At 62.6% G+C, this 17193-nt stretch carries 19 protein-coding genes; 8 read left to right on the plus strand and 11 right to left on the minus strand.

All coding sequences use genetic code 11. From position 1 onward, the window contains the following. Positions 1 to 57 precede the first annotated feature (57 nt). From H620_RS0119525 to H620_RS0119545, 5 genes are all read right to left on the minus strand, one after another. Positions 58 to 1404 carry a M16 family metallopeptidase gene (locus H620_RS0119525; protein WP_027907899.1) on the minus strand — a complete coding sequence of 449 codons (1347 nt, stop codon included), beginning with the start codon at positions 1402 to 1404 and terminating at the stop codon, positions 58 to 60. Beyond that, positions 1401 to 2702 carry a M16 family metallopeptidase gene (locus tag H620_RS0119530; RefSeq protein WP_023378190.1) on the minus strand — a complete coding sequence of 434 codons (1302 nt, stop codon included), beginning with the start codon at positions 2700 to 2702 and terminating at the stop codon, positions 1401 to 1403. The genes H620_RS0119525 and H620_RS0119530 overlap by 4 nt, the downstream gene beginning before the upstream one ends. A gap of 97 nt (positions 2703 to 2799) precedes the next feature. After that, positions 2800 to 3402, minus strand: a complete 603-nt coding sequence (rsmD, locus tag H620_RS0119535; protein WP_023378191.1) for a 16S rRNA (guanine(966)-N(2))-methyltransferase RsmD — start codon at positions 3400 to 3402, stop codon at positions 2800 to 2802. Next, positions 3402 to 4886 (minus strand): M16 family metallopeptidase, encoded by a 1485-nt coding sequence (locus H620_RS0119540; RefSeq protein WP_027907900.1) that lies wholly within the window; start codon positions 4884 to 4886, stop codon positions 3402 to 3404. Before H620_RS0119540 ends, rsmD begins: the two co-directional genes overlap by 1 nt. Then, positions 4879 to 6234 (minus strand): M16 family metallopeptidase, encoded by a 1356-nt coding sequence (locus H620_RS0119545; protein ID WP_023378193.1) that lies wholly within the window; start codon positions 6232 to 6234, stop codon positions 4879 to 4881. Before H620_RS0119545 ends, H620_RS0119540 begins: the two co-directional genes overlap by 8 nt. A 231-nt stretch (positions 6235 to 6465) precedes the next feature. On the opposite strand from H620_RS0119545, the gene ftsY reads away from it, so the two are divergent. The 4 genes from ftsY (at position 6466) to rpoH (ending at position 10672) form a co-directional block, all read left to right on the plus strand. Next, positions 6466 to 8013 (plus strand): signal recognition particle-docking protein FtsY, encoded by a 1548-nt coding sequence (gene ftsY, locus H620_RS0119555; protein ID WP_027907901.1) that lies wholly within the window; start codon positions 6466 to 6468, stop codon positions 8011 to 8013. After that, positions 8010 to 8681: a cell division ATP-binding protein FtsE gene (gene ftsE, locus H620_RS0119560; RefSeq protein ID WP_023378195.1), complete on the plus strand. Its 672-nt coding sequence runs from the start codon at positions 8010 to 8012 to the stop codon at positions 8679 to 8681. Before ftsY ends, ftsE begins: the two co-directional genes overlap by 4 nt. Further along, the gene (gene ftsX / locus H620_RS0119565; RefSeq protein ID WP_023378196.1) at positions 8678 to 9706 is read left to right on the plus strand and encodes a permease-like cell division protein FtsX; all 1029 of its coding nucleotides are present in this window, start codon (positions 8678 to 8680) and stop codon (positions 9704 to 9706) included. The genes ftsE and ftsX overlap by 4 nt, the downstream gene beginning before the upstream one ends. 111 nt (positions 9707 to 9817) lie before the next feature. After that, on the plus strand, positions 9818 to 10672 hold the full coding sequence (gene rpoH / locus H620_RS0119570; protein ID WP_023378197.1) for an RNA polymerase sigma factor RpoH: 855 nt from the start codon (positions 9818 to 9820) through the stop codon (positions 10670 to 10672). An 80-nt stretch (positions 10673 to 10752) separates the two neighbouring features. Here rpoH and mtgA read toward each other — a convergent pair whose 3' ends face one another. Then, positions 10753 to 11463, minus strand: a complete 711-nt coding sequence (gene mtgA, locus H620_RS0119575; protein ID WP_027907902.1) for a monofunctional biosynthetic peptidoglycan transglycosylase — start codon at positions 11461 to 11463, stop codon at positions 10753 to 10755. 64 nt (positions 11464 to 11527) lie between these two features. Here mtgA and H620_RS0119580 point away from each other — a divergent pair, with 64 nt between their 5' ends. The 4 genes from H620_RS0119580 to trmB all read left to right on the plus strand — a co-directional run bounded on the left by H620_RS0119580 (position 11528) and on the right by trmB (position 13784). Then, positions 11528 to 11899 (plus strand): DUF423 domain-containing protein, encoded by a 372-nt coding sequence (locus H620_RS0119580; protein ID WP_023378199.1) that lies wholly within the window; start codon positions 11528 to 11530, stop codon positions 11897 to 11899. Positions 11900 to 12002: 103 nt separating this feature from the next. Next, positions 12003 to 12203, plus strand: a complete 201-nt coding sequence (gene thiS / locus H620_RS0119585; RefSeq protein WP_023378200.1) for a sulfur carrier protein ThiS — start codon at positions 12003 to 12005, stop codon at positions 12201 to 12203. Positions 12204 to 12257: 54 nt separating this feature from the next. Next, positions 12258 to 13052, plus strand: coding sequence for a thiazole synthase (locus H620_RS0119590; protein WP_023378201.1), 795 nt, complete (start codon positions 12258 to 12260; stop codon positions 13050 to 13052). 9 nt (positions 13053 to 13061) lie between these two features. Then, positions 13062 to 13784 (plus strand): tRNA (guanosine(46)-N7)-methyltransferase TrmB, encoded by a 723-nt coding sequence (trmB, locus tag H620_RS0119595; RefSeq protein ID WP_027907904.1) that lies wholly within the window; start codon positions 13062 to 13064, stop codon positions 13782 to 13784. A 214-nt stretch (positions 13785 to 13998) separates the two neighbouring features. Here the strand turns inward: trmB and H620_RS0119600 are convergent, their stop codons facing one another. From H620_RS0119600 to metW, 5 genes are read right to left on the minus strand one after another with little or no spacing between them, the layout of a single operon-like run. Continuing rightward, complete coding sequence (locus H620_RS0119600) at positions 13999 to 14325, minus strand: DUF3392 family protein (protein ID WP_023378203.1); 327 nt, start codon at positions 14323 to 14325, stop codon at positions 13999 to 14001. A gap of 9 nt (positions 14326 to 14334) precedes the next feature. Further along, entirely contained in the window at positions 14335 to 15522 is a 1188-nt protein-coding gene (gene hemW, locus H620_RS0119605; protein ID WP_027907905.1) for a radical SAM family heme chaperone HemW, read from the minus strand. After that, positions 15519 to 16115 (minus strand): RdgB/HAM1 family non-canonical purine NTP pyrophosphatase, encoded by a 597-nt coding sequence (gene rdgB, locus H620_RS0119610; RefSeq protein WP_023378205.1) that lies wholly within the window; start codon positions 16113 to 16115, stop codon positions 15519 to 15521. The genes hemW and rdgB overlap by 4 nt, the downstream gene beginning before the upstream one ends. Continuing rightward, positions 16112 to 16546, minus strand: a complete 435-nt coding sequence (locus tag H620_RS0119615) for a DUF4426 domain-containing protein (RefSeq protein WP_023378207.1) — start codon at positions 16544 to 16546, stop codon at positions 16112 to 16114. The genes rdgB and H620_RS0119615 overlap by 4 nt, the downstream gene beginning before the upstream one ends. Positions 16547 to 16567: 21 nt before the next feature. After that, positions 16568 to 17188, minus strand: a complete 621-nt coding sequence (metW, locus tag H620_RS0119620; RefSeq protein WP_023378208.1) for a methionine biosynthesis protein MetW — start codon at positions 17186 to 17188, stop codon at positions 16568 to 16570. Positions 17189 to 17193 lie beyond the last annotated feature (5 nt).

The raw sequence follows: 17193 nt of genomic DNA on the forward strand, positions 1-17193 counted from the left end.
GGGCGGCTCGTGATGTGCCCACCTAGATTGCCATGAAACACCGCCACTGTATCTGCACTATTGGTCGGTGGACGGAAGATCGGGCAAGGGGCGTTGATCGGCGGTGGGGCCGACACTCACGAACACCCGGCGCGACCATTCGAGCCGGGTTTGCAACACCGCTCGAACCGCTTCCGGGGTCACTGCCTGCAGCTGCTCGATATAGAGGTTGGTGTGGTTGGCGGGCTGACCGTGTCGGGCTGCCCCGGCCAGGAGCGCGGCCAGTGTCTGGTTACCTGCCACGGCGCTCATGAACCGGCCGGCCAACTGATTTCTGGCTAGTTCGAGCTCCGCAGCGGTCGGCCCTTGAGCAATGAACGTTTCCAAGAGTTCTGCGACAAGTGACTGGGAGGCAGTGATGTAGGCCGAGGCGATTTCCCACTCGATGTTCAGCAATCCACCTGCTTCATGCGGCGTCAGCCGGCTGCTTGCGTCATAGGTCAGGCCACGTTTCAGGCGCAGTTCCCGGAGCAGCCTGGAATCCACCCCAGCCCCCAGCACTTCGCTTGCCAGTACAAGGGCCGGATAATCAGGGTCGTCTGGTCGAACGCTCATTGGGATGGCCAGCACCATCGCATTGCTGGCCCCCGCCAGCTCGACGTGTATCGTCTTGCTCGCAACCTGCGGCACCTCGGGAAGCTGAGCGGCTGCCCAGCCCTGAGGCAGTGCCTGGGTGATGCGCTGGACGATGGCTTCTGCTTGCTCACGGGTCAGGTCACCGACCATGGCGACACAGAGATTGTTGGCGCTGTAGGCGCGTCGATGAAAAGCCACCAGCTGATCGACAGTCGTCGTTTCGATGCCTTCTGGCGTAGTGCCCAGGGGATTGCCATAGGGGTGCCCGGCAAATAGATAGCGGTTGGCTTCCAATCGGGTGCGTAGCTGCGGCGTGGTGTGGCGCGATGCCTGGTAGGGAAGCAATTGCCCTTTCATTTTTGCTAACTCCGCAGAGGCGAAGGCGGGACTGGCGACCAGGGAGGTGAACAGTTCGATTGCCGGGTCGAGGACCTGCTCGGCGGTCAGGCAGCGCAGGGATACGCTCGAATGTTCGAGGCGGATGCTTGTCTTGACTTGCGCGCCCAGGCGCTCGATCTGGCTGGCGTACTGCGTGGCATCCAGCGCGGTGGTTCCCTTGTCGAGCATGTGCAGCGTCAAGGCGGCAACACCTGAAGTATCTCCATCGAGCGCGGTGCCTGCGTTGAAGTAGAGCATGAGGTCGACCATGGGCAGTTCAGGGCGGCGCACGAACCGTACTTGGGTGCCACTCTGCGTCCGCCAGGCTTGGACCTGGATGCGAATATCATCGAAATGGCTGAAATCCCGCCCTTGCACCGATTGCAGCGCAGTTGCATTCGAGTCGTTCATGGGCGCTCTTCCTCTTTCATGTAAGTAACGGTCAGCCGTTCATGGCTCAGGTAGCGATGGGCCACAGCTCGTACGTCTTCCGCAGTGACGCTTTGCAGAATCTCGGCCTCCCGGTCGAGCGAATGCGGATCGAGGCCGCTGGCGGCCATCTGGCCAATCGCACCGGCTTGCTCGCCGATGTCGTCACGGCCGAAGACGGTGTTCGCCAGCAGCCTTGCCTTTGCCCTCGAGATCTCCCGTGCCGTCGCGGGTGTTTGCCTGAGCAGCTCGATCTGCGCCCAGACGTGCTCCATCGCCTGTTCCGGCGAGGCCTGTTGCGGATTGTTGAAGAAGTAGAACGTGAGCAGGCTGTCACCTCGCAGCACATGCAAGTACTGCGAGCCCTTCGCATGCAGAATGTCGCGTTCGCGCATCAGACGTTGAACAAGGCGCGCGCCTCTGCCCTCGGTGAGCAGTTCGGGAATCAGCCGCAGGGCCAAGGCTTCGAGGTCGGAAGCGGCGGTCGACTGGCTCGGCACATTGAACGCCATGATCAGACCTTCACGCAGGCGAGGCAGGGTGATGGTCTGTGTGCGATGAACGGATGCGGTGGCTGGCTTCGGTCGTGCCTTGCTGGGCAGGCGGTTGGCGGGAATTGCACCGAAATAGTGCTCGACCCACCCGCGTAACCGATCCGATGTCGTGTCGCCGACGACCACCAGCGTTGCGTTGTTTGGGTGATACCAGCTCTGGTACCAGGTTCGGACAGCATCAGCGGTCATGTCGGCCAGATCCGGGGCGCGGCCGATGATGGGCGTGGCGTAAGGACCGCCCTGCAGCGCCAGTGTGTCGGCTTGCTCCAGAGCCTGAGCGAGGGGGCTGTTGTCCACTCGGGTGCGGCGCTCCGCCTTGACCACTTCGAGCTCGCGGTCGAAGGCCGCTGGTTCGAGCGTGGCGCTGGCCATGGAGTCCGCCATGGCCTCCAGAACGACTTCCAGGCGATTGCTGGGCAGGGTGACGGGAAAGTAGGTGGCGTCGTGCGTGGTGGCGGCGTTCGGTGACCCGCCGAGCGTGCTGATCAGCTTCGAGTATTGGCCGCCAGCAAGCTTGCTGCTGCCTTCGAACATCAAGTGTTCCAGCAGGTGAGACAGCCCGGAATGACCTGGCGGCTCGTAGCTGGCACCCACGTGGTACCAAAGCTGGGCGCTAACCAAGGGGGCACGGTGGTCCTCACGCAGATAGACCACCAGTCCGTTGGCTAGGACGAAATGCTGCAGCGGTGGCGCGCTGGTGGCAGCGGTGGATGTCAGAGTGGCCATGACCGAGTTGCTCCTGTGTGAAAGTCGAAACAGGAGCAGCTTGTTTGAATGGGGAGGCCCGTCTGCGTTACTTACTTATGGCGACGGGCCACAGGCCTCAGCCTCGCTGCCATAGGGCGTAATGCACCTGGCCGGTTTTCTTCTCTCGGTGCAGGCGCCAGTTGGCAGGCAATTGCAGGGTCGACGGGGCAGCTTCGCTCTCGGTATAGATCCACGCCTGTTCGCGCAGCCAGTTGCCTTGTTCCAGCAGATTGCAGGCGTTTGCCAGCAGGTCCTGGTGGAAGGGTGGGTCGAGAAACACCACATCGAACTGCTGCTTGGTCGGGCCTTGCAGGTAGCGCAGGGCGTCGGTCTGCAGGATCTGCCCGCGTGGGCAGCGCAGGATCTCCAGGTTGTTCTTCAGATTGCTGATGGCTGCCGGGTTGCTGTCCAGTGCCACGGCATCCTCCGCGCCACGGGACAAGGCTTCCAGTACCAAGGCGCCACTGCCGGTGAAGGCATCCAGCACCCGGGCGCCTTCGATGTAGGGCGCCAGCCAGTTGAACAGGGTTTCACGTACCCGGTCGGTGGTGGGGCGCAGGCCATCGCCTTCAGGTACCGCCAGGCGCCGGCTGCGCCACTCGCCGGCGATGATGCGCAGGTAGCCCTGGCCCTTGCTTTGGCCCTGGTTGGGGCGGGCGGGTGGGGTGGGTCTTGGCATTAATGCTCCGGTACGCCGAGCGGTGGCTCGGCGGGTTTATCAGTGGGGGCCGGCAGCGGCTTCTGCGCCACTTTCGGGCCAGCGGTGACGATAACCAATTTGTCGGCCGACAGGTGTTTGTTCATGGCCGCCTTGACCTGCTCGACGGTCAGGGCCTGGGACTGCTGCATGAAGTCCTCCAGCCAAGTCAGGGGCAAGTTGTAGAAACCGATAGCACCCAACTGGCCAACGATGCTCGCGTTGCTGGCGTTGGACAGTGGGAAACTGCCGGCCAGTTCGCGCTTGGCGTCATCCAGTTCCTGCTGCGTCGGACCGTTTTTCAGGTATTCGGCAAGGATGTCCTGGACCAGCTTTAGGGTGCCCTCGCTGAGTTCGGCGCGGGTTTGCAGGTTGATCATGAAGGGGCCGCGTACCTGCATTGGGCTAAACACGGAGTAGACCCCGTAGGTCAGGCCGCGCTTCTCGCGCACTTCGCTCATCAACCGGGTGCCGAAGGCCCCTCCGCCGAGGATCTGGTTGCCCAACGAAAGGGCTGGCCAGTCCGGGTCCTGACGGTCGATGCCCAGTTCGGCCAGCATCAGGTGAGTCTGCTTGGATGGGAAGTCGATATGGGTCAACCCAGCCTTGGGCTCCGCAGGCTCGGCGGGTTTCGCCAGCGCGGGGCCCTTGGGCAGGGCCGAGGACACTTGTTCGGCGATGGCTTCGGCCTCGCTGCGGCTGAGGTCACCAACCAGGGCTATGACCGCGTTACCGGCGGTATAGGCCTTGGCATGGAAGGCGCGAAGCTGTTCCAGCGTGATACCGGGCACACTCTGTGCCGTACCGTCGCTGGGGTGAGCATACGGGTGGTCACCATAGAGCTTGGCGAACAGGGCCTTGCCGGCGATCTTGCCAGGGTTCTGCTTTTCGTACTCGAAACCGGCCAGCAGCTGGTTCTTGATGCGCTTGAGAGCCTCTTCGGGGAAGGTCGGCTTGCCCGCCACTTCGGCGAACAGCTTGAGTGCAGGGTCACGCTTGTCCTTGGCACTCAGGCTGCGCAGCGAGGCCACTGCCATGTCGCGGTAGGAACCATTGCCAAAGTCCGCGCCCAGTCCCTCGAAGCCTTCGGCGATGGCGGTCACGTCCTTGCCGGCCACGCCTTCGTTGAGCATGGCGTTGGTCAGGGCGGCCAGGCCAGGGGTGTCGCCATCCTGGCTGCTGCCGGCGGCGAAGGTCACGCGCAGGTCGAACATGGGCAGCTCGCGGGCTTCGACGAACAGCACGCGGGCGCCTTCGGCGGTGGTCCAGTTCTGGATGTTCAGCTGACGCCGGCTTGGCGCCTTGCCGTCCAGATCGGCCAGCGATTGCAGAGTGTTTGCAGGGCGCGCCGCAGGAGGCTCTGCCTCGGACTGGGCCGGGCGCGCCAGGACAGCGGCCATCGCCACTACCAAGGCAATGATGCCCGTACCGATCAGCGTGTAGCGTGGTGCGCTGCGATCACTCATGAGCGGACTCCTCAGGCAGTACGTGGGCAACGCTCAGGCGTTCGCGGGTGAAATAAGTGCGTGCGGCGTTCTGCAGGTCTTGCGGTGTCACGCGCTTGAGCTCGTCCAGTTCGCTGTCGATCAGCTTCCAGGACAAGCCAACGGTCTCCAGTTGACCAATGGTGGTGGCCTGGCTGCTGATGGAATCGCGGTCGTAGACCAGACCGGCGATGACCTGGGCACGTACGCGCTCCAACTCTTCGGCGCTGGGCGGAGTGGTCTTGAGCTCGTCGAGCAGTTGCCAGATGCCTTTTTCCACTTCTTCGAGCGTTTTCTGCTTCTGCACGTTCGGAGTAGCCGAGATCAGGAACAGGCTGTCGCCGCGTGTGAAGGCGTTGTAGCTGGACGACGCGCCGGCGACCAATTCCTGGCCACGCTCCAGGCGTGCCGGCATGCGCGCGCTGTAGCCGCCGTCGAGCAGGGCCGAGATCAGGCGCAGGGCATGTACGGTGCGCGGGTCCTTGGCGGTGGCCAATCCAGGCACGTTGAACCCGTAGATCAGGCTTGGCAGTTGGGTGCGTACGTGCAGGGTCAGCTGGCGGTAGCCTGGTTTGGCCAACTCCAGCGGCAGCTTGGCCGATGGCACGGTGCGCTTGGGGATGCTGCCGAAATACTTCTGTGCCAGGCCCTTGACCTCATCGGCGGTGACATCGCCCACCACTACCAGGGTGGCGTTGTTCGGGGCGTACCAGGATTCGTACCAATGGCGGAGCTCCTCGACCTTCATGCGTTCGAGGTCGGCCATCCAGCCGATGGTCGGGGTGTGATAGCCGCTGGCCGGATAGGCCATGGCGCGAAACAGCTCGAACGCCTTCGAACTGGGTTGATCGTCGGTGCGCAGGCGGCGTTCTTCCTTGATGACCTCGATTTCGCGTGCGAACTCGTCGGCGGGCAGGCGCAGACTGGCCAGGCGGTCGGCTTCCAGCTCCATGGCCACCGGCAGCCGATCGCGGGCAAGTACCTGGTAGTAGGCGGTGTAGTCGTCGCTGGTGAAGGCGTTTTCCTCGGCACCGAGGTCCCGCAGGATGCGCGAGGCCTCGCCGGGTCCGATCTTGGCGCTGCCTTTGAACATCATGTGTTCGAGGGCATGGGACAAGCCGGTCTGGCCCGGTGTCTCGTAGCTGGAGCCAACCTTGTACCAGATCTGCGAGACCACCACCGGGGCGCGATGGTCCTCGCGAACGACCACTTTCAGGCCGTTGTCGAGGATGAACTCGTGGGTGGGTTGCACATCGGCGGCCAGGGCCGCGAGGGGCAGGCAGAGCGTGCCGAGCAACAGGCCAGCGGCGCGGCGGGCTAGAGCATTCATACGGTGTTTAACCTGTTCGGCGGCCCGCTGGGTTTAGCGTCAGTAGGCCAGGAGGTGCTAGGATACTGATCCGGTTGCCTGGCGACCATGCCTGTCGCCGTTCTGGCCTGCAGGACCTACGACAAAACATTGCGCATGAACCAGCCGGATTCAAAATAGTCTGTTCTGCGTTTAGAGAATTCCCGATGCGCCAAGTGCTGGCCCATCGCTACCCTGAGATAGCCGTCTTCCATGTTTGGTTCCAACGACGACAAAAAAGCGCCGGCCGAGGCTGGCGAGAAAAAAGGCCTGTTCAGCTGGTTTCGCAAGAAGCCGCAGCAACCTGTCGCCGAACAGCCACAAACGCCTGAGCCTCAAGCGCAGGAGCCGCAGGCCGCCGAGCCGGTAGCACCGCAGCCCGCCGTCGAGCAGCCTCCGGTCGCTCCGGTCGCTCCGGTCGAGCCGGTGTTGCCCGTGGTCGAAGCGTCCGTGCCCGAGCCGGTAGCGTCCCAACCGCTGCAGGCTCCGCAACCTGAGCCTGTGGCTTCCCAGCCCCTGCAGGCCGCGACGCCCGAGCCGGTCGCCTCCATGCCGCTGCAAGCGGCGCCAGTAGAGACTGCGCAGCCGGACGAGCCCGCGGCTCCGGTCAGCAACCTGGTGCTGCCGGTTGCCGAAGAGCCTGTGGCCTTGGTCCCGGACCTCGAACCGAAGGCGCCACCAGCCATCCCGGTGCGCCCCGCTGCGCAAACCCTGGCGCCTGCTGCCCCGGTCGCGGCTCCCGTGCCTGCATCTGCCCCGGCTCCGGTTGCGACCCCAGCACCAACGCCTGTCGAGCCCGAGCCCACCCCGGTCGTCGTCGAACAGTCCAAGCCAGGCTTCTTCGCTCGCCTCAAGCAGGGGCTGTCGAAGACCAGCGCCAGCATCGGCGAAGGCATGGCCAGCCTGTTCCTGGGCAAGAAGGCCATCGACGACGACCTGCTCGATGAGATCGAAACCCGCCTGCTGACCGCCGACGTGGGTGTCGAAGCCACCTCGACCATCGTTCAGAACCTTACCCAGAAGGTCGCCCGCAAGCAGCTGGCTGACGCCGATGCACTGTACAAGTCGTTGCAGGAAGAGCTGGCCGCCCTGCTGCGTCCGGTCGAGCAACCGCTGAAAGTCCAGGCCCAGAACAAACCCTACGTGATCCTCGTGGTCGGCGTGAACGGTGCGGGCAAGACCACCACCATCGGCAAGTTGGCCAAGAAGCTGCAGCTCGAAGGCAAGAAGGTCATGTTGGCCGCCGGCGATACCTTCCGCGCCGCCGCTGTGGAGCAGCTGCAGGTATGGGGTGAGCGCAACCAGATTCCGGTGATCGCGCAGCACACCGGCGCTGATTCGGCTTCGGTGATTTTCGACGCCGTGCAGGCCGCCAAGGCCCGTGGCGTCGATGTGTTGATCGCCGATACCGCGGGCCGCTTGCACACCAAGGACAACCTGATGGAGGAGCTGAAGAAGGTCCGTCGGGTGATTGGCAAGCTCGACGCCGAGGCGCCACACGAGGTGCTGCTGGTACTCGATGCCGGCACTGGACAGAACGCTATCAGCCAGGCCAAGTACTTCAATCAGAGCGTCGAACTGACCGGCCTGGCATTGACCAAGCTGGACGGCACCGCCAAGGGTGGGGTGATTTTCGCCCTGGCCAAGCAGTTCAACATTCCGATCCGCTTCATTGGTGTCGGTGAAGGCATCGACGACCTGCGCACCTTCGAGGCTGAACCCTTCGTCAAAGCCTTGTTCGCCGAGCGAGAGCACCCATGATCCGATTCGAGCAGGTTGCCAAGCGCTATCCCAATGGCCATGTCGGCTTGCATGAGCTGAGTTTCCGGGCGCGCCGGGGCGAGTTCCTGTTCGTCACGGGCCACTCGGGCGCGGGCAAGAGCACCTTGCTGCGCCTGCTGCTGGCCATGGAGCGTCCGACCAGCGGCAAGCTGATGCTGGCAGGCCAGGACCTGGGCCAGATCAGCAACTCGCAGATCCCGTTCCTGCGCCGGCAGATCGGCGTGGTGTTCCAGAACCACCAGTTGTTGTTCGATCGCACGGTATTCAACAACATCGCATTGCCGCTGCAGATTCTCGGGTTGTCCAAGGCCGAGATCGCCAAGCGCGTGGACTCGGCGCTGGAGCGTGTGTCACTGACTGACAAGGGCGAGCTGTTCCCAGCCGACCTGTCTACCGGTCAGCAACAGCGCGTGGGGATCGCCCGCGCCATCGTCCACCAGCCAGCCTTGCTGCTGGCCGACGAACCTACCGGTAACCTCGACCCACGTCTGGCCGCGGAAATCATGGGGGTGTTCGAGGACATCAACCGCCTGGGCACCACAGTTTTGATCGCCAGCCATGACCTGGCACTGATCGCGCGCATGCGCCACCGCATGCTGACCCTGCAGCGCGGTCGTTTGATCGGCGATGGGGAGGCCGGGCAATGAGCACTACACGTACACCGAAGGTGTCCGAACGGGTCGCACCCAAGGCTGCTGACCCTGCGCCAGCGAAGAAAAAGCCCGGCGAACACGACGATGACGGTCCGGATTTCCGCACCCTGCTGCACGCCTGGCTGGAAAGCCACCGCGCCAGCCTGGCCGACAGCCTGCGCCGCCTGGGCAAACAGCCGATCGGTAGCTTCTTCACCTGCCTGGTGATGGCCGTGGCATTGAGCATGCCCATGGGCTTGTCGCTGCTGTTGAAGAACGTCGAAAAACTGGGTGGCTCCTGGCAGCGTGCAGCGCAGATTTCGCTGTACCTCAAGCTGGATGCCGGCAGCAAGGCGGGGGAAGCCCTGCGTGACGATATCAAAGCCATGCCTGGGGTGGCCGATGCCCAGTATGTCAGTCGGGAGCAGGCGCTCGAGGAGTTCCAGCAGCAGTCCGGGCTGGGCGAGGCGCTGCGCGAGCTGCCCGACAACCCGCTTCCGGGCGTGGTGGTGGTGACCCCGACCGAAGTCGACAAGCCTGCTCTGGAGGCCCTGCGCCAACGTCTGTCCGAACTGCCTCGGGTCGAGGTGGCGCAGCTTGACCTGGTGTGGGTCGAGCGTCTGGCGGCGATCCTCAAGCTCGGCGACCGATTCGTCTTTGGCCTGGCCGTCATGCTGATTTCTGCGCTGCTTTTAGTAATCGGTAACACAATTCGTCTACATATTGAAAACCGTCGGGTCGAGATCGAAGTGATCAAGCTGGTCGGCGGCACCGACAGCTACGTACGCCGGCCTTTCCTCTACATGGGCGCCCTGTACGGGCTGGGTGCGGGCCTGCTGGCCTGGGGCATACTGGCTTTCGGCCTGAATTGGCTGAACGAGGCCGTTGTAGGGCTCTCCGGGCTGTATGGCAGTGATTTCGCGCTGGGGGGTGTGCCAGCGTCCGATGGTTTTTCGCTCTTGATTGGTGCGGTACTGTTGGGGTATATCGGTGCATGGATCGCGGTGGCCCGCCATTTGAACGAGCTGGCGCCACGATAGTTTTTTCGTGCCAGCATTGACATTTTTTTCATTTTGGAACTTGTACCGTCGTTCCGGGTCAATGTTGGCAGCGCTCACAAGGCGCGAGTTTTGAAAGTCGGAGGTTCTTGAATGACCACATCGTTGCAACCTGCCTATGCCCTGGTTCCTGGTGCAAACCTGGAAGCCTACGTGCACACGGTCAACAGCATTCCACTGCTGACTGTCGAGCAGGAGCGTGATCTGGCCGAGCGTCTCTACTATGAGCAGGATCTTGAGGCCGCTCGGCAAATGGTGATGGCCCACCTGCGTTTCGTGGTACACATCGCCCGTAGCTATGCCGGTTACGGGTTGGCCCAAGCTGACCTCATCCAGGAAGGCAACGTCGGCCTGATGAAGGCAGTCAAGCGCTTCAATCCGGAAATGGGCGTGCGCTTGGTATCGTTCGCGGTGCACTGGATCAAGGCAGAGATCCACGAATTCATCCTGCGCAACTGGCGCATCGTCAAGGTGGCGACCACCAAGGCCCAGCGCAAGCTGTTCTTCAACCTGCGCAGCCAGAAGAAGCGTCTGGCCTGGCTGAACAACGATGAAGTTCATCGTGTGGCCGAGAGCCTGGGTGTCGAGCCGCGTGAAGTGCGCGAGATGGAAAGCCGCCTGAGCGGCCAGGACATGGCGTTCGATCCAGCGGCCGAAGCCGACGATGACAGCGCCTTCCAGTCGCCTGCGCATTATCTGGAAGACCACCGTTACGACCCGGCTGTGCAGCTGGAGGATGCCGACTGGAGTGACAACTCCACCAGCAACCTGCACGAAGCCCTGCAAGGCCTGGACGAACGTAGCCGCGACATTCTCTACCAGCGCTGGCTGGCCGAGGAAAAAGCGACCTTGCATGAATTGGCGGACAAGTACAGCGTGTCGGCGGAGCGGATTCGCCAGCTGGAAAAGAACGCGATGAACAAGGTCAAGGCATTGATCACCGTCTGATCAAGCCTGCTTGCAGCGAAAAGCCGCTGTCCCGAGGAGGGGCAGCGGCTTTTTTGTGTGTTCGGATCCTGCCAATCGGCTTACGGCCTGCGGGAAGCGTCCAGCTGCATCAGGTAGCTGGGTCCGCCCAGCTGGCTCATCTGGCGGCGAATCCACCCGGCTCGGCTGGCCACATAGGCGCTCGGCCGGCTGGCGCTCCATTTGAGAGGGCTGGGCAGCACTGCGGCCAGTTGCGCGGCCTGCTGGCGGCTCAAGCGGCTGGCGTCGATGCCAAAGTGGTAGCGCGCCGCAGCCTGGGCGCCGAATACGCCTTTGCCCCATTCGGCGCTGTTCAGGTAGACCTCCAGGATTCGCTCCTTGGACCAGAACAATTCGATCAGCGCTGTAAACCAAGCCTCCAGCCCTTTGCGCAGCCAACTGCGCCCGGACCACAGGAACAGGTTCTTGGCGACTTGCTGCGTCAGGGTGCTCGCCCCGCGAATATTGCCGCCACGCTCGTTGTAGGCCAGCGCTGCCTGTATGGCGGGAATGTCGAAGCCCCAATGGCTGGCGAACTTCTGATCCTCGCCGGCAATGACCGCCACTTTGAGCTCATCGGAAATCCTATCCCATGGCTCCCAGTCACGCTGCAGGTCGATGGGTTCGCCATTGAACCAGGACTGGACCTTGCGTTCGACCATCAACGCCGTGCCTGGCGGCGGTACCCAGCGAAACACCAGCACCAGCACGACACTGCCGGCGGCGAACCAGAGCAGGGCGCGGGCGAAGCGGCGAAGGAAGGATGACAGCATGGTGATAGCTTGGCCGGACCGGTTGAACGGGCCATTATACAGACCCGATACAAGGAGTCGTCCCATGCTTCGCAGCTTCCTGATGCTCGCTGCCTTTTTCGGCTTTACCGGTGTCGCCCTGGGCGCATTCGCCGCGCACGGGTTGAAAAGCCGCCTGACGGCTGACTATTTGTCGGTCTTCCAGACTGGCGTCACCTACCAATTGGTGCATGCCCTGGCGATCCTTGGCGTGGCCGTGCTCTCGGCGCACCTGCCAGGGCGTCTGGTGGGTTGGGCGGGCGGTCTGTTCGCCGTGGGTATCCTGTTGTTTTCCGGCAGCCTGTATGTGCTTACCCTGAGTGGGTTGGGCAAACTGGGCATGATCACCCCCATCGGCGGTCTGTGCTTTCTCGCCGGTTGGCTGTGCCTGGGCCTGGCAGCCTGGCGTTTGGGTTGACCGAACGGTCCACTCTCACGACTAATGGTGTCCGCCGGCCTTGGGTTGAAGCGTCGATCAGCGCTAGAATGCGGGTCCCCAAAGCACAATGGTGGCCGTGCGCATGCGCATTCAACTGAACGGTGAACCTTACGAACTGCCCGCTGGCGAGAGCGTCGCGGCCCTGCTGACCCGCCTGGAACTGGCTGGGCGCCGGGTAGCGGTGGAACTCAACCTGGATATCGTGCCGCGTAGCCAGCATGACACCACGCTGCTCAATGACGGCGACCAGGTCGAAGTGGTCCACGCCATCGGTGGTGGTTAAGCCCGGTTTGGCAATTCACCTGCAAGTCCCGCAACCTTTTCCCGAGGAACAACGATGAGCAACGTTCGTAGCGACAAGCCTTTCACTCTGGCCGGACGTACTTTCCAGTCGCGCCTGCTGGTCGGTACCGGCAAGTACCGTGACATGGAAGAAACCCGCCTGGCCATCGAGGCCTCGGGTGCCGAAATCGTCACCGTCGCCGTGCGTCGCACCAACCTCGGCCAGAACCCAGGTGAGCCGAATCTGCTCGACGTGCTGCCACCGGATCGCTACACCATCCTGCCGAACACCGCTGGTTGCTACGACGCGGTAGAAGCCGTGCGCACCTGCCGCCTGGCGCGCGAACTGCTCGATGGCCACAACCTGGTCAAGCTGGAAGTGCTGGCGGACCAGAAGACCCTGTTCCCCAACGTGATCGAAACCCTCAAGGCCGCTGAAGTGCTGGTCAAGGACGGTTTCGACGTGATGGTCTACACCAGCGACGACCCGATCATCGCTCGCCAGCTGGCCGAAGCCGGCTGCATCGCGGTGATGCCGCTGGCTGGCCTGATCGGCACCGGCCTGGGTATCTGCAACCCTTACAACCTGCAGATCATCCTGGAAGAGTCCAAGGTTCCCGTGCTGGTCGATGCCGGTGTAGGCACTGCATCCGATGCCACCATCGCCATGGAAATGGGCTGCGAAGCTGTGCTGATGAACTCGGCCATCGCCCATGCCCAGCAACCGGTACTGATGGCTGAAGCCATGAAGCATGCCATTGTCGCGGGTCGGATGGCTTACCTCGCCGGGCGTATGCCAAAAAAACTCTATGCCAGCGCCTCTTCGCCGCTGGAAGGTCTGATCAAGTAAGAGCCCCTGATGACTGAATCGCAAGATACGCCGAGCACTGCTGACGGCGAAGCGCGCCCCCACCGCCGCATCAAGAGTTTCGTGATGCGCGCCGGGCGCATGACCGAAGGCCAGCAACGCGGCCTGGACCAGGGTGGCCCGTTGTTCATCCTGCCGCTGGCCGACAGCCCTGTGGACTACGACCAGGTGTTCGGCCGCTCGGCCCCGCGCACCCTCGAAATCGGCTTCGGCATGGGGCATTCCCTGCTGGAAATGGCTGCCGCTGCCCCTGAGCAGGACTTCATCGGTGTCGAAGTGCACCGTCCCGGTGTTGGCGCGTTGCTCAACGGCGTGCTGACCCAGGGCCTGAAGAACCTGCGGGTGTATGACTGCGATGCCATCGAAGTGCTCAACCGTTGCGTGGCCGACAACAGCCTCGACCGCCTGATGCTGTTCTTCCCCGACCCGTGGCACAAGGCGCGCCATCACAAGCGGCGCATCGTGCAGCTGGAGTTCGCCGAGCTGGTGAGGCGCAAGCTCAAGCCGGGTGGCGTGTTCCACATGGCCACCGACTGGGAACCGTACGCTGAGTACATGCTGGAAGTGATGAGCGCTGCACCGGGTTACCGCAACCAGGCCACCGATGGTGCCTACATTCCTCGTCCGCCAGAACGTCCGATCACCAAGTTCGAGCGCCGTGGTGAGCGCTTGGGGCACGGGGTTTGGGACTTGAAGTTCGAGAAGGTGGATTGATCGGCTGTTTCAGCCTTCATCTGCTGGCACTTGTAGGAATACAGGCGAAAAAACCGCCTTGAGAGAGGCGGTTTATGCAAGCGAAGGGACTGAGTATTCTTCGCTCAAGGAACTCACTGAAAACGCCCACTTGGCAACATCATCCTAGGCAGCCTAGGGTCAACGCTCAGAAACTTCCCGCAGAGCGTGTGTCTGGGGACCGTTTTGGCAGGTTCTAGCCCCGGCGATCAGCCACCACGCCAATCAATACCAGCACCACCAGAAGTACCGGTGCCAGCGCATAGTTGTTGAACTGGCCAAGCCCTTTCACCACCCATGGCGTGGCGTAGATCAGCGCCGCGCCGCTGCCAATCATCACCAGCAAGGCCATGAACGGCACACGCAGAGCGCCAGCCAGACCGCCCAGGCGTTGTTCCACCCAGCCTTTGATATCGGTGCCAAACAGCACCAGCAGGCAGCCTACCAGCGCCAGGGAGATTTCCGACAGGTTGCTGCGGCTCCAGCGAGAAACGGTCGCGAGCAGATCAAGTACCAGATCCATGGGTCATCCTTAGGTCAAGAAATACTGCAGCAGGTCATTGAGGAACAACTGGCCCCGCGGCGTGGCCACCAGTCGATCCGGTTCGACCTGCAAAAGGCCCTTTTGTTCGGCGGCGCTACGCGCATCGGCCAGCTGTTCCAGCGGCAGGCCGGTGCGCTGGGTGAACAGCTCGGCTTCAACGCCCTGGGTCAGGCGCAGGGCGTTCATCAGGAACTCGAACGGCAACTCGTCGGCTGGCAGTAGCTTCTCGCCGGCCTTGAACGGTTTGGCCAGGTTCAGGTAGTCCTTGGGCAGCCGGGTTTTCCAGGTTCGCAGGATGCGTCCGTCGGCGAAGGTCAGCTTGCCATGGGCACCTGCACCAATGCCGATGAAGTCGCCAAAGCGCCAGTAGTTGAGGTTGTGTCTGGCCGGTCGGCCCGGCTGGGCATAGGCGGACACCTCGTACTGGGCGAAGCCATTGCTGGCCATCAGGGCCTGGCCTGCCTCCTGGATATCCCAGAGAATGTCATCTTCCGGTAACTCGGGCGGCTGGTTCCAGAACACCGTGTTCGGCTCGACAGTCAACTGGTACCACGACAGGTGCGTCGGCCCCAGGTCGATGGCCTGGCGCAGATCGCCCAGTGCGTCTTCCAGCGACTGGTCAGGCAAGCCGTGCATCAGGTCCATGTTGAAGTTGTCGAAGCCTGCAGCCCGTGCCATGCCGGCAGCGCGGATCGCTTCATCGCCATTGTGGATACGCCCCAGTGCTTCGAGCTTGGCCGGCTGGAAGCTTTGCACACCGATGGACAGGCGGTTGATCCCGGTCTGTCGGTAAGCCTTGAACTTCTCCTGCTCGAAGGTGCCTGGGTTGGCCTCCAGGGTGATTTCGATATCCGCCGCGAACGGAATGCGCCGCTCGGCGCCACGCAGAAGGCGGCCTAGGGCGTTGGCGCTGAACAGGCTTGGGGTGCCGCCGCCGAAGAAGATCGAGCTGATTGGACGGCCTTGTACCGCCACCAACTCCTGGTCGAGATCGGTCAGCAGTGCGTCGACATAGGCTTCTTCCGGCAAATCAGGCCCGGCAGCGTGGGAGTTGAAGTCGCAGTAAGGGCATTTACGTACACACCATGGAATATGGATGTACAGCGCCAGCGGCGGTAGCACGGCGAAACCCGCCGCACCCGGCAGGTGCGGTCGGGTGGACAGCGTATCGGTCATGCCAGGCCCAGACGTTGACGCAGCAGGGCCATGGCGCGGGCGCGGTGGCTAAGCTGGTTCTTCTCTACAGGAGGCAGTTCGGCGCTCGAACAGTTGCGCTCCGGCACCCAGAACAGCGGGTCGTAGCCAAACCCATGTTCGCCACTGGCCTCGAACAGGATCTGTCCGTGCCACAGGCCTTCACACAGGATCGGCAGTGGATCGTCGGCATGACGCACAAGAGCCAGCACGCAGACGAACTGGGCGCCACGCTGCTCCTGTGGGACGTCTTTCAGGGCTTCGAGCAGCTTGGCATTGTTGGCTGCGTCGCCCTTGCCGTCGGCGTAGCGCGCCGAGTAGATGCCTGGTGCACCGCCAAGAAAGTCCACAGCCAGGCCCGAGTCGTCGGCCAAGGCCGGCAGGCCGGAGATGCGTGCTGCGTTACGTGCCTTGAGAATGGCGTTTTCGACGAACGACAGGCCGGTCTCTTCGGGTTCTACCTGGCTGAACTCGCCAATCGAGCGCAGTTGGACGGAGGCTCCAAGCATGGCTTGGAGTTCCTTGAGCTTGCCGGCGTTGTGGCTGGCCAATACGAGTTGCTGGAAATTCATCATTCGCCTGGGAACACTTCCTGGTTGAAGCTGAGTTTATGGCTGACGCCACCGGTTTCGACATTCACATCGAATGTCAGGGTCTCCGCCTGTTCGATCTTGAACTGGGCGATGTAGTACACGGCACCCCGGTCGGTGATTTGCTTGAACGACAACGGGCTGCTACGTCCGGTCAGGTCTTTCACCGTGCCGCTGACGACGGCTGTCGCTGGCTTGCTGGCCTTGAGTACGGCAATGTTCAGCACGCCTTGGTTCTTGCTGCGGGTAAGCCCGGTGGCGGCGGCGATTTCCGGTTGCAGCATGCTCGAGGTAAAGGCGCTGTAGTGGACCGTCACATCACCGAATACTTCCTTGCGATCGGGTTTGGCGGCATCGGCAGCCAGTACCGGCAGGGCCAGGCACAGGCTGATCAGGAACAGGGCGAGTCGACGCATGGTGCATTCCTCCGGTGGGCGTCAGACGGCCAGCTGGTGCTCCTGCAGGCCAGGGCTGCTAACGCGATAAATGCCGATTTCACCTAGAAGATTAGGCCAAAGCCGTCCACCCCACCCATTGCGGTGCAAATGGTCGACCGCCAGGCGGTCGAGAACCTTGGCGTGGCGTTCGCGGCACAGCTCTTCGAAGTCGGCGAAGGTGCAGAAGTGGATGTTCGGCGTGTTGTACCAGGTATATGGCATGAAGTCCGATACCGGCATGCGGCCTTTGGTCGCCAGGTACCAACGGCAGCGCCAGTGGCCGAAGTTGGGGAAGGTGATGATGCATTGGCGGCCCACGCGCAGCATCTCGTCGAGGATGCGGTCGGGGTATTCCACCGCCTGCAGGGCCTGGGTCATGATGACCACATCGAAGCTGTTGCTGGCGAAGTTGCCCAGGCCTTTGTCCAGGTCCTGCTCGATGACGTTGACCCCTTTGGCCACGCAAGCGGCGATGTTGTCGGCGTCGATCTCAAGGCCGTAGCCAGTGACTTGCTTGCGATCACGCAGCGAAGCCAGCAGCTCGCCATTACCGCAGCCCAGGTCGAGTACCCGGCTACCGGCGGGGATCCAGTCGTGGATGATTTCCAGATCGGCTCTCATGCTGT

It is taken from the genome of Pseudomonas taiwanensis DSM 21245, assembly GCF_000425785.1.
Taxonomy (GTDB): domain Bacteria; phylum Pseudomonadota; class Gammaproteobacteria; order Pseudomonadales; family Pseudomonadaceae; genus Aquipseudomonas; species Aquipseudomonas taiwanensis.

Coding starts and splice junctions, on each gene's coding strand:
- trmB (WP_027907904.1), top strand. CDS start 13,062: ATGACTGAATCGCAAGATACGCCGAGCACTGCTGACGGCGAAGCGCGC.
- H620_RS0119525 (WP_027907899.1), bottom strand. CDS start 1,404: ATGAACGACTCGAATGCAACTGCGCTGCAATCGGTGCAAGGGCGGGAT.
- metW (WP_023378208.1), bottom strand. CDS start 17,188: ATGAGAGCCGATCTGGAAATCATCCACGACTGGATCCCCGCCGGTAGC.
- H620_RS0119545 (WP_023378193.1), bottom strand. CDS start 6,234: ATGAATGCTCTAGCCCGCCGCGCCGCTGGCCTGTTGCTCGGCACGCTC.
- ftsX (WP_023378196.1), top strand. CDS start 8,678: ATGAGCACTACACGTACACCGAAGGTGTCCGAACGGGTCGCACCCAAG.
- thiS (WP_023378200.1), top strand. CDS start 12,003: ATGCGCATTCAACTGAACGGTGAACCTTACGAACTGCCCGCTGGCGAG.
- ftsE (WP_023378195.1), top strand. CDS start 8,010: ATGATCCGATTCGAGCAGGTTGCCAAGCGCTATCCCAATGGCCATGTC.
- H620_RS0119530 (WP_023378190.1), bottom strand. CDS start 2,702: ATGGCCACTCTGACATCCACCGCTGCCACCAGCGCGCCACCGCTGCAG.
- rpoH (WP_023378197.1), top strand. CDS start 9,818: ATGACCACATCGTTGCAACCTGCCTATGCCCTGGTTCCTGGTGCAAAC.
- H620_RS0119615 (WP_023378207.1), bottom strand. CDS start 16,546: ATGCGTCGACTCGCCCTGTTCCTGATCAGCCTGTGCCTGGCCCTGCCG.
- ftsY (WP_027907901.1), top strand. CDS start 6,466: ATGTTTGGTTCCAACGACGACAAAAAAGCGCCGGCCGAGGCTGGCGAG.
- rsmD (WP_023378191.1), bottom strand. CDS start 3,402: ATGCCAAGACCCACCCCACCCGCCCGCCCCAACCAGGGCCAAAGCAAG.
- H620_RS0119600 (WP_023378203.1), bottom strand. CDS start 14,325: ATGGATCTGGTACTTGATCTGCTCGCGACCGTTTCTCGCTGGAGCCGC.
- H620_RS0119540 (WP_027907900.1), bottom strand. CDS start 4,886: ATGAGTGATCGCAGCGCACCACGCTACACGCTGATCGGTACGGGCATC.
- hemW (WP_027907905.1), bottom strand. CDS start 15,522: ATGACCGATACGCTGTCCACCCGACCGCACCTGCCGGGTGCGGCGGGT.
- H620_RS0119590 (WP_023378201.1), top strand. CDS start 12,258: ATGAGCAACGTTCGTAGCGACAAGCCTTTCACTCTGGCCGGACGTACT.
- H620_RS0119580 (WP_023378199.1), top strand. CDS start 11,528: ATGCTTCGCAGCTTCCTGATGCTCGCTGCCTTTTTCGGCTTTACCGGT.
- rdgB (WP_023378205.1), bottom strand. CDS start 16,115: ATGATGAATTTCCAGCAACTCGTATTGGCCAGCCACAACGCCGGCAAG.
- mtgA (WP_027907902.1), bottom strand. CDS start 11,463: ATGCTGTCATCCTTCCTTCGCCGCTTCGCCCGCGCCCTGCTCTGGTTC.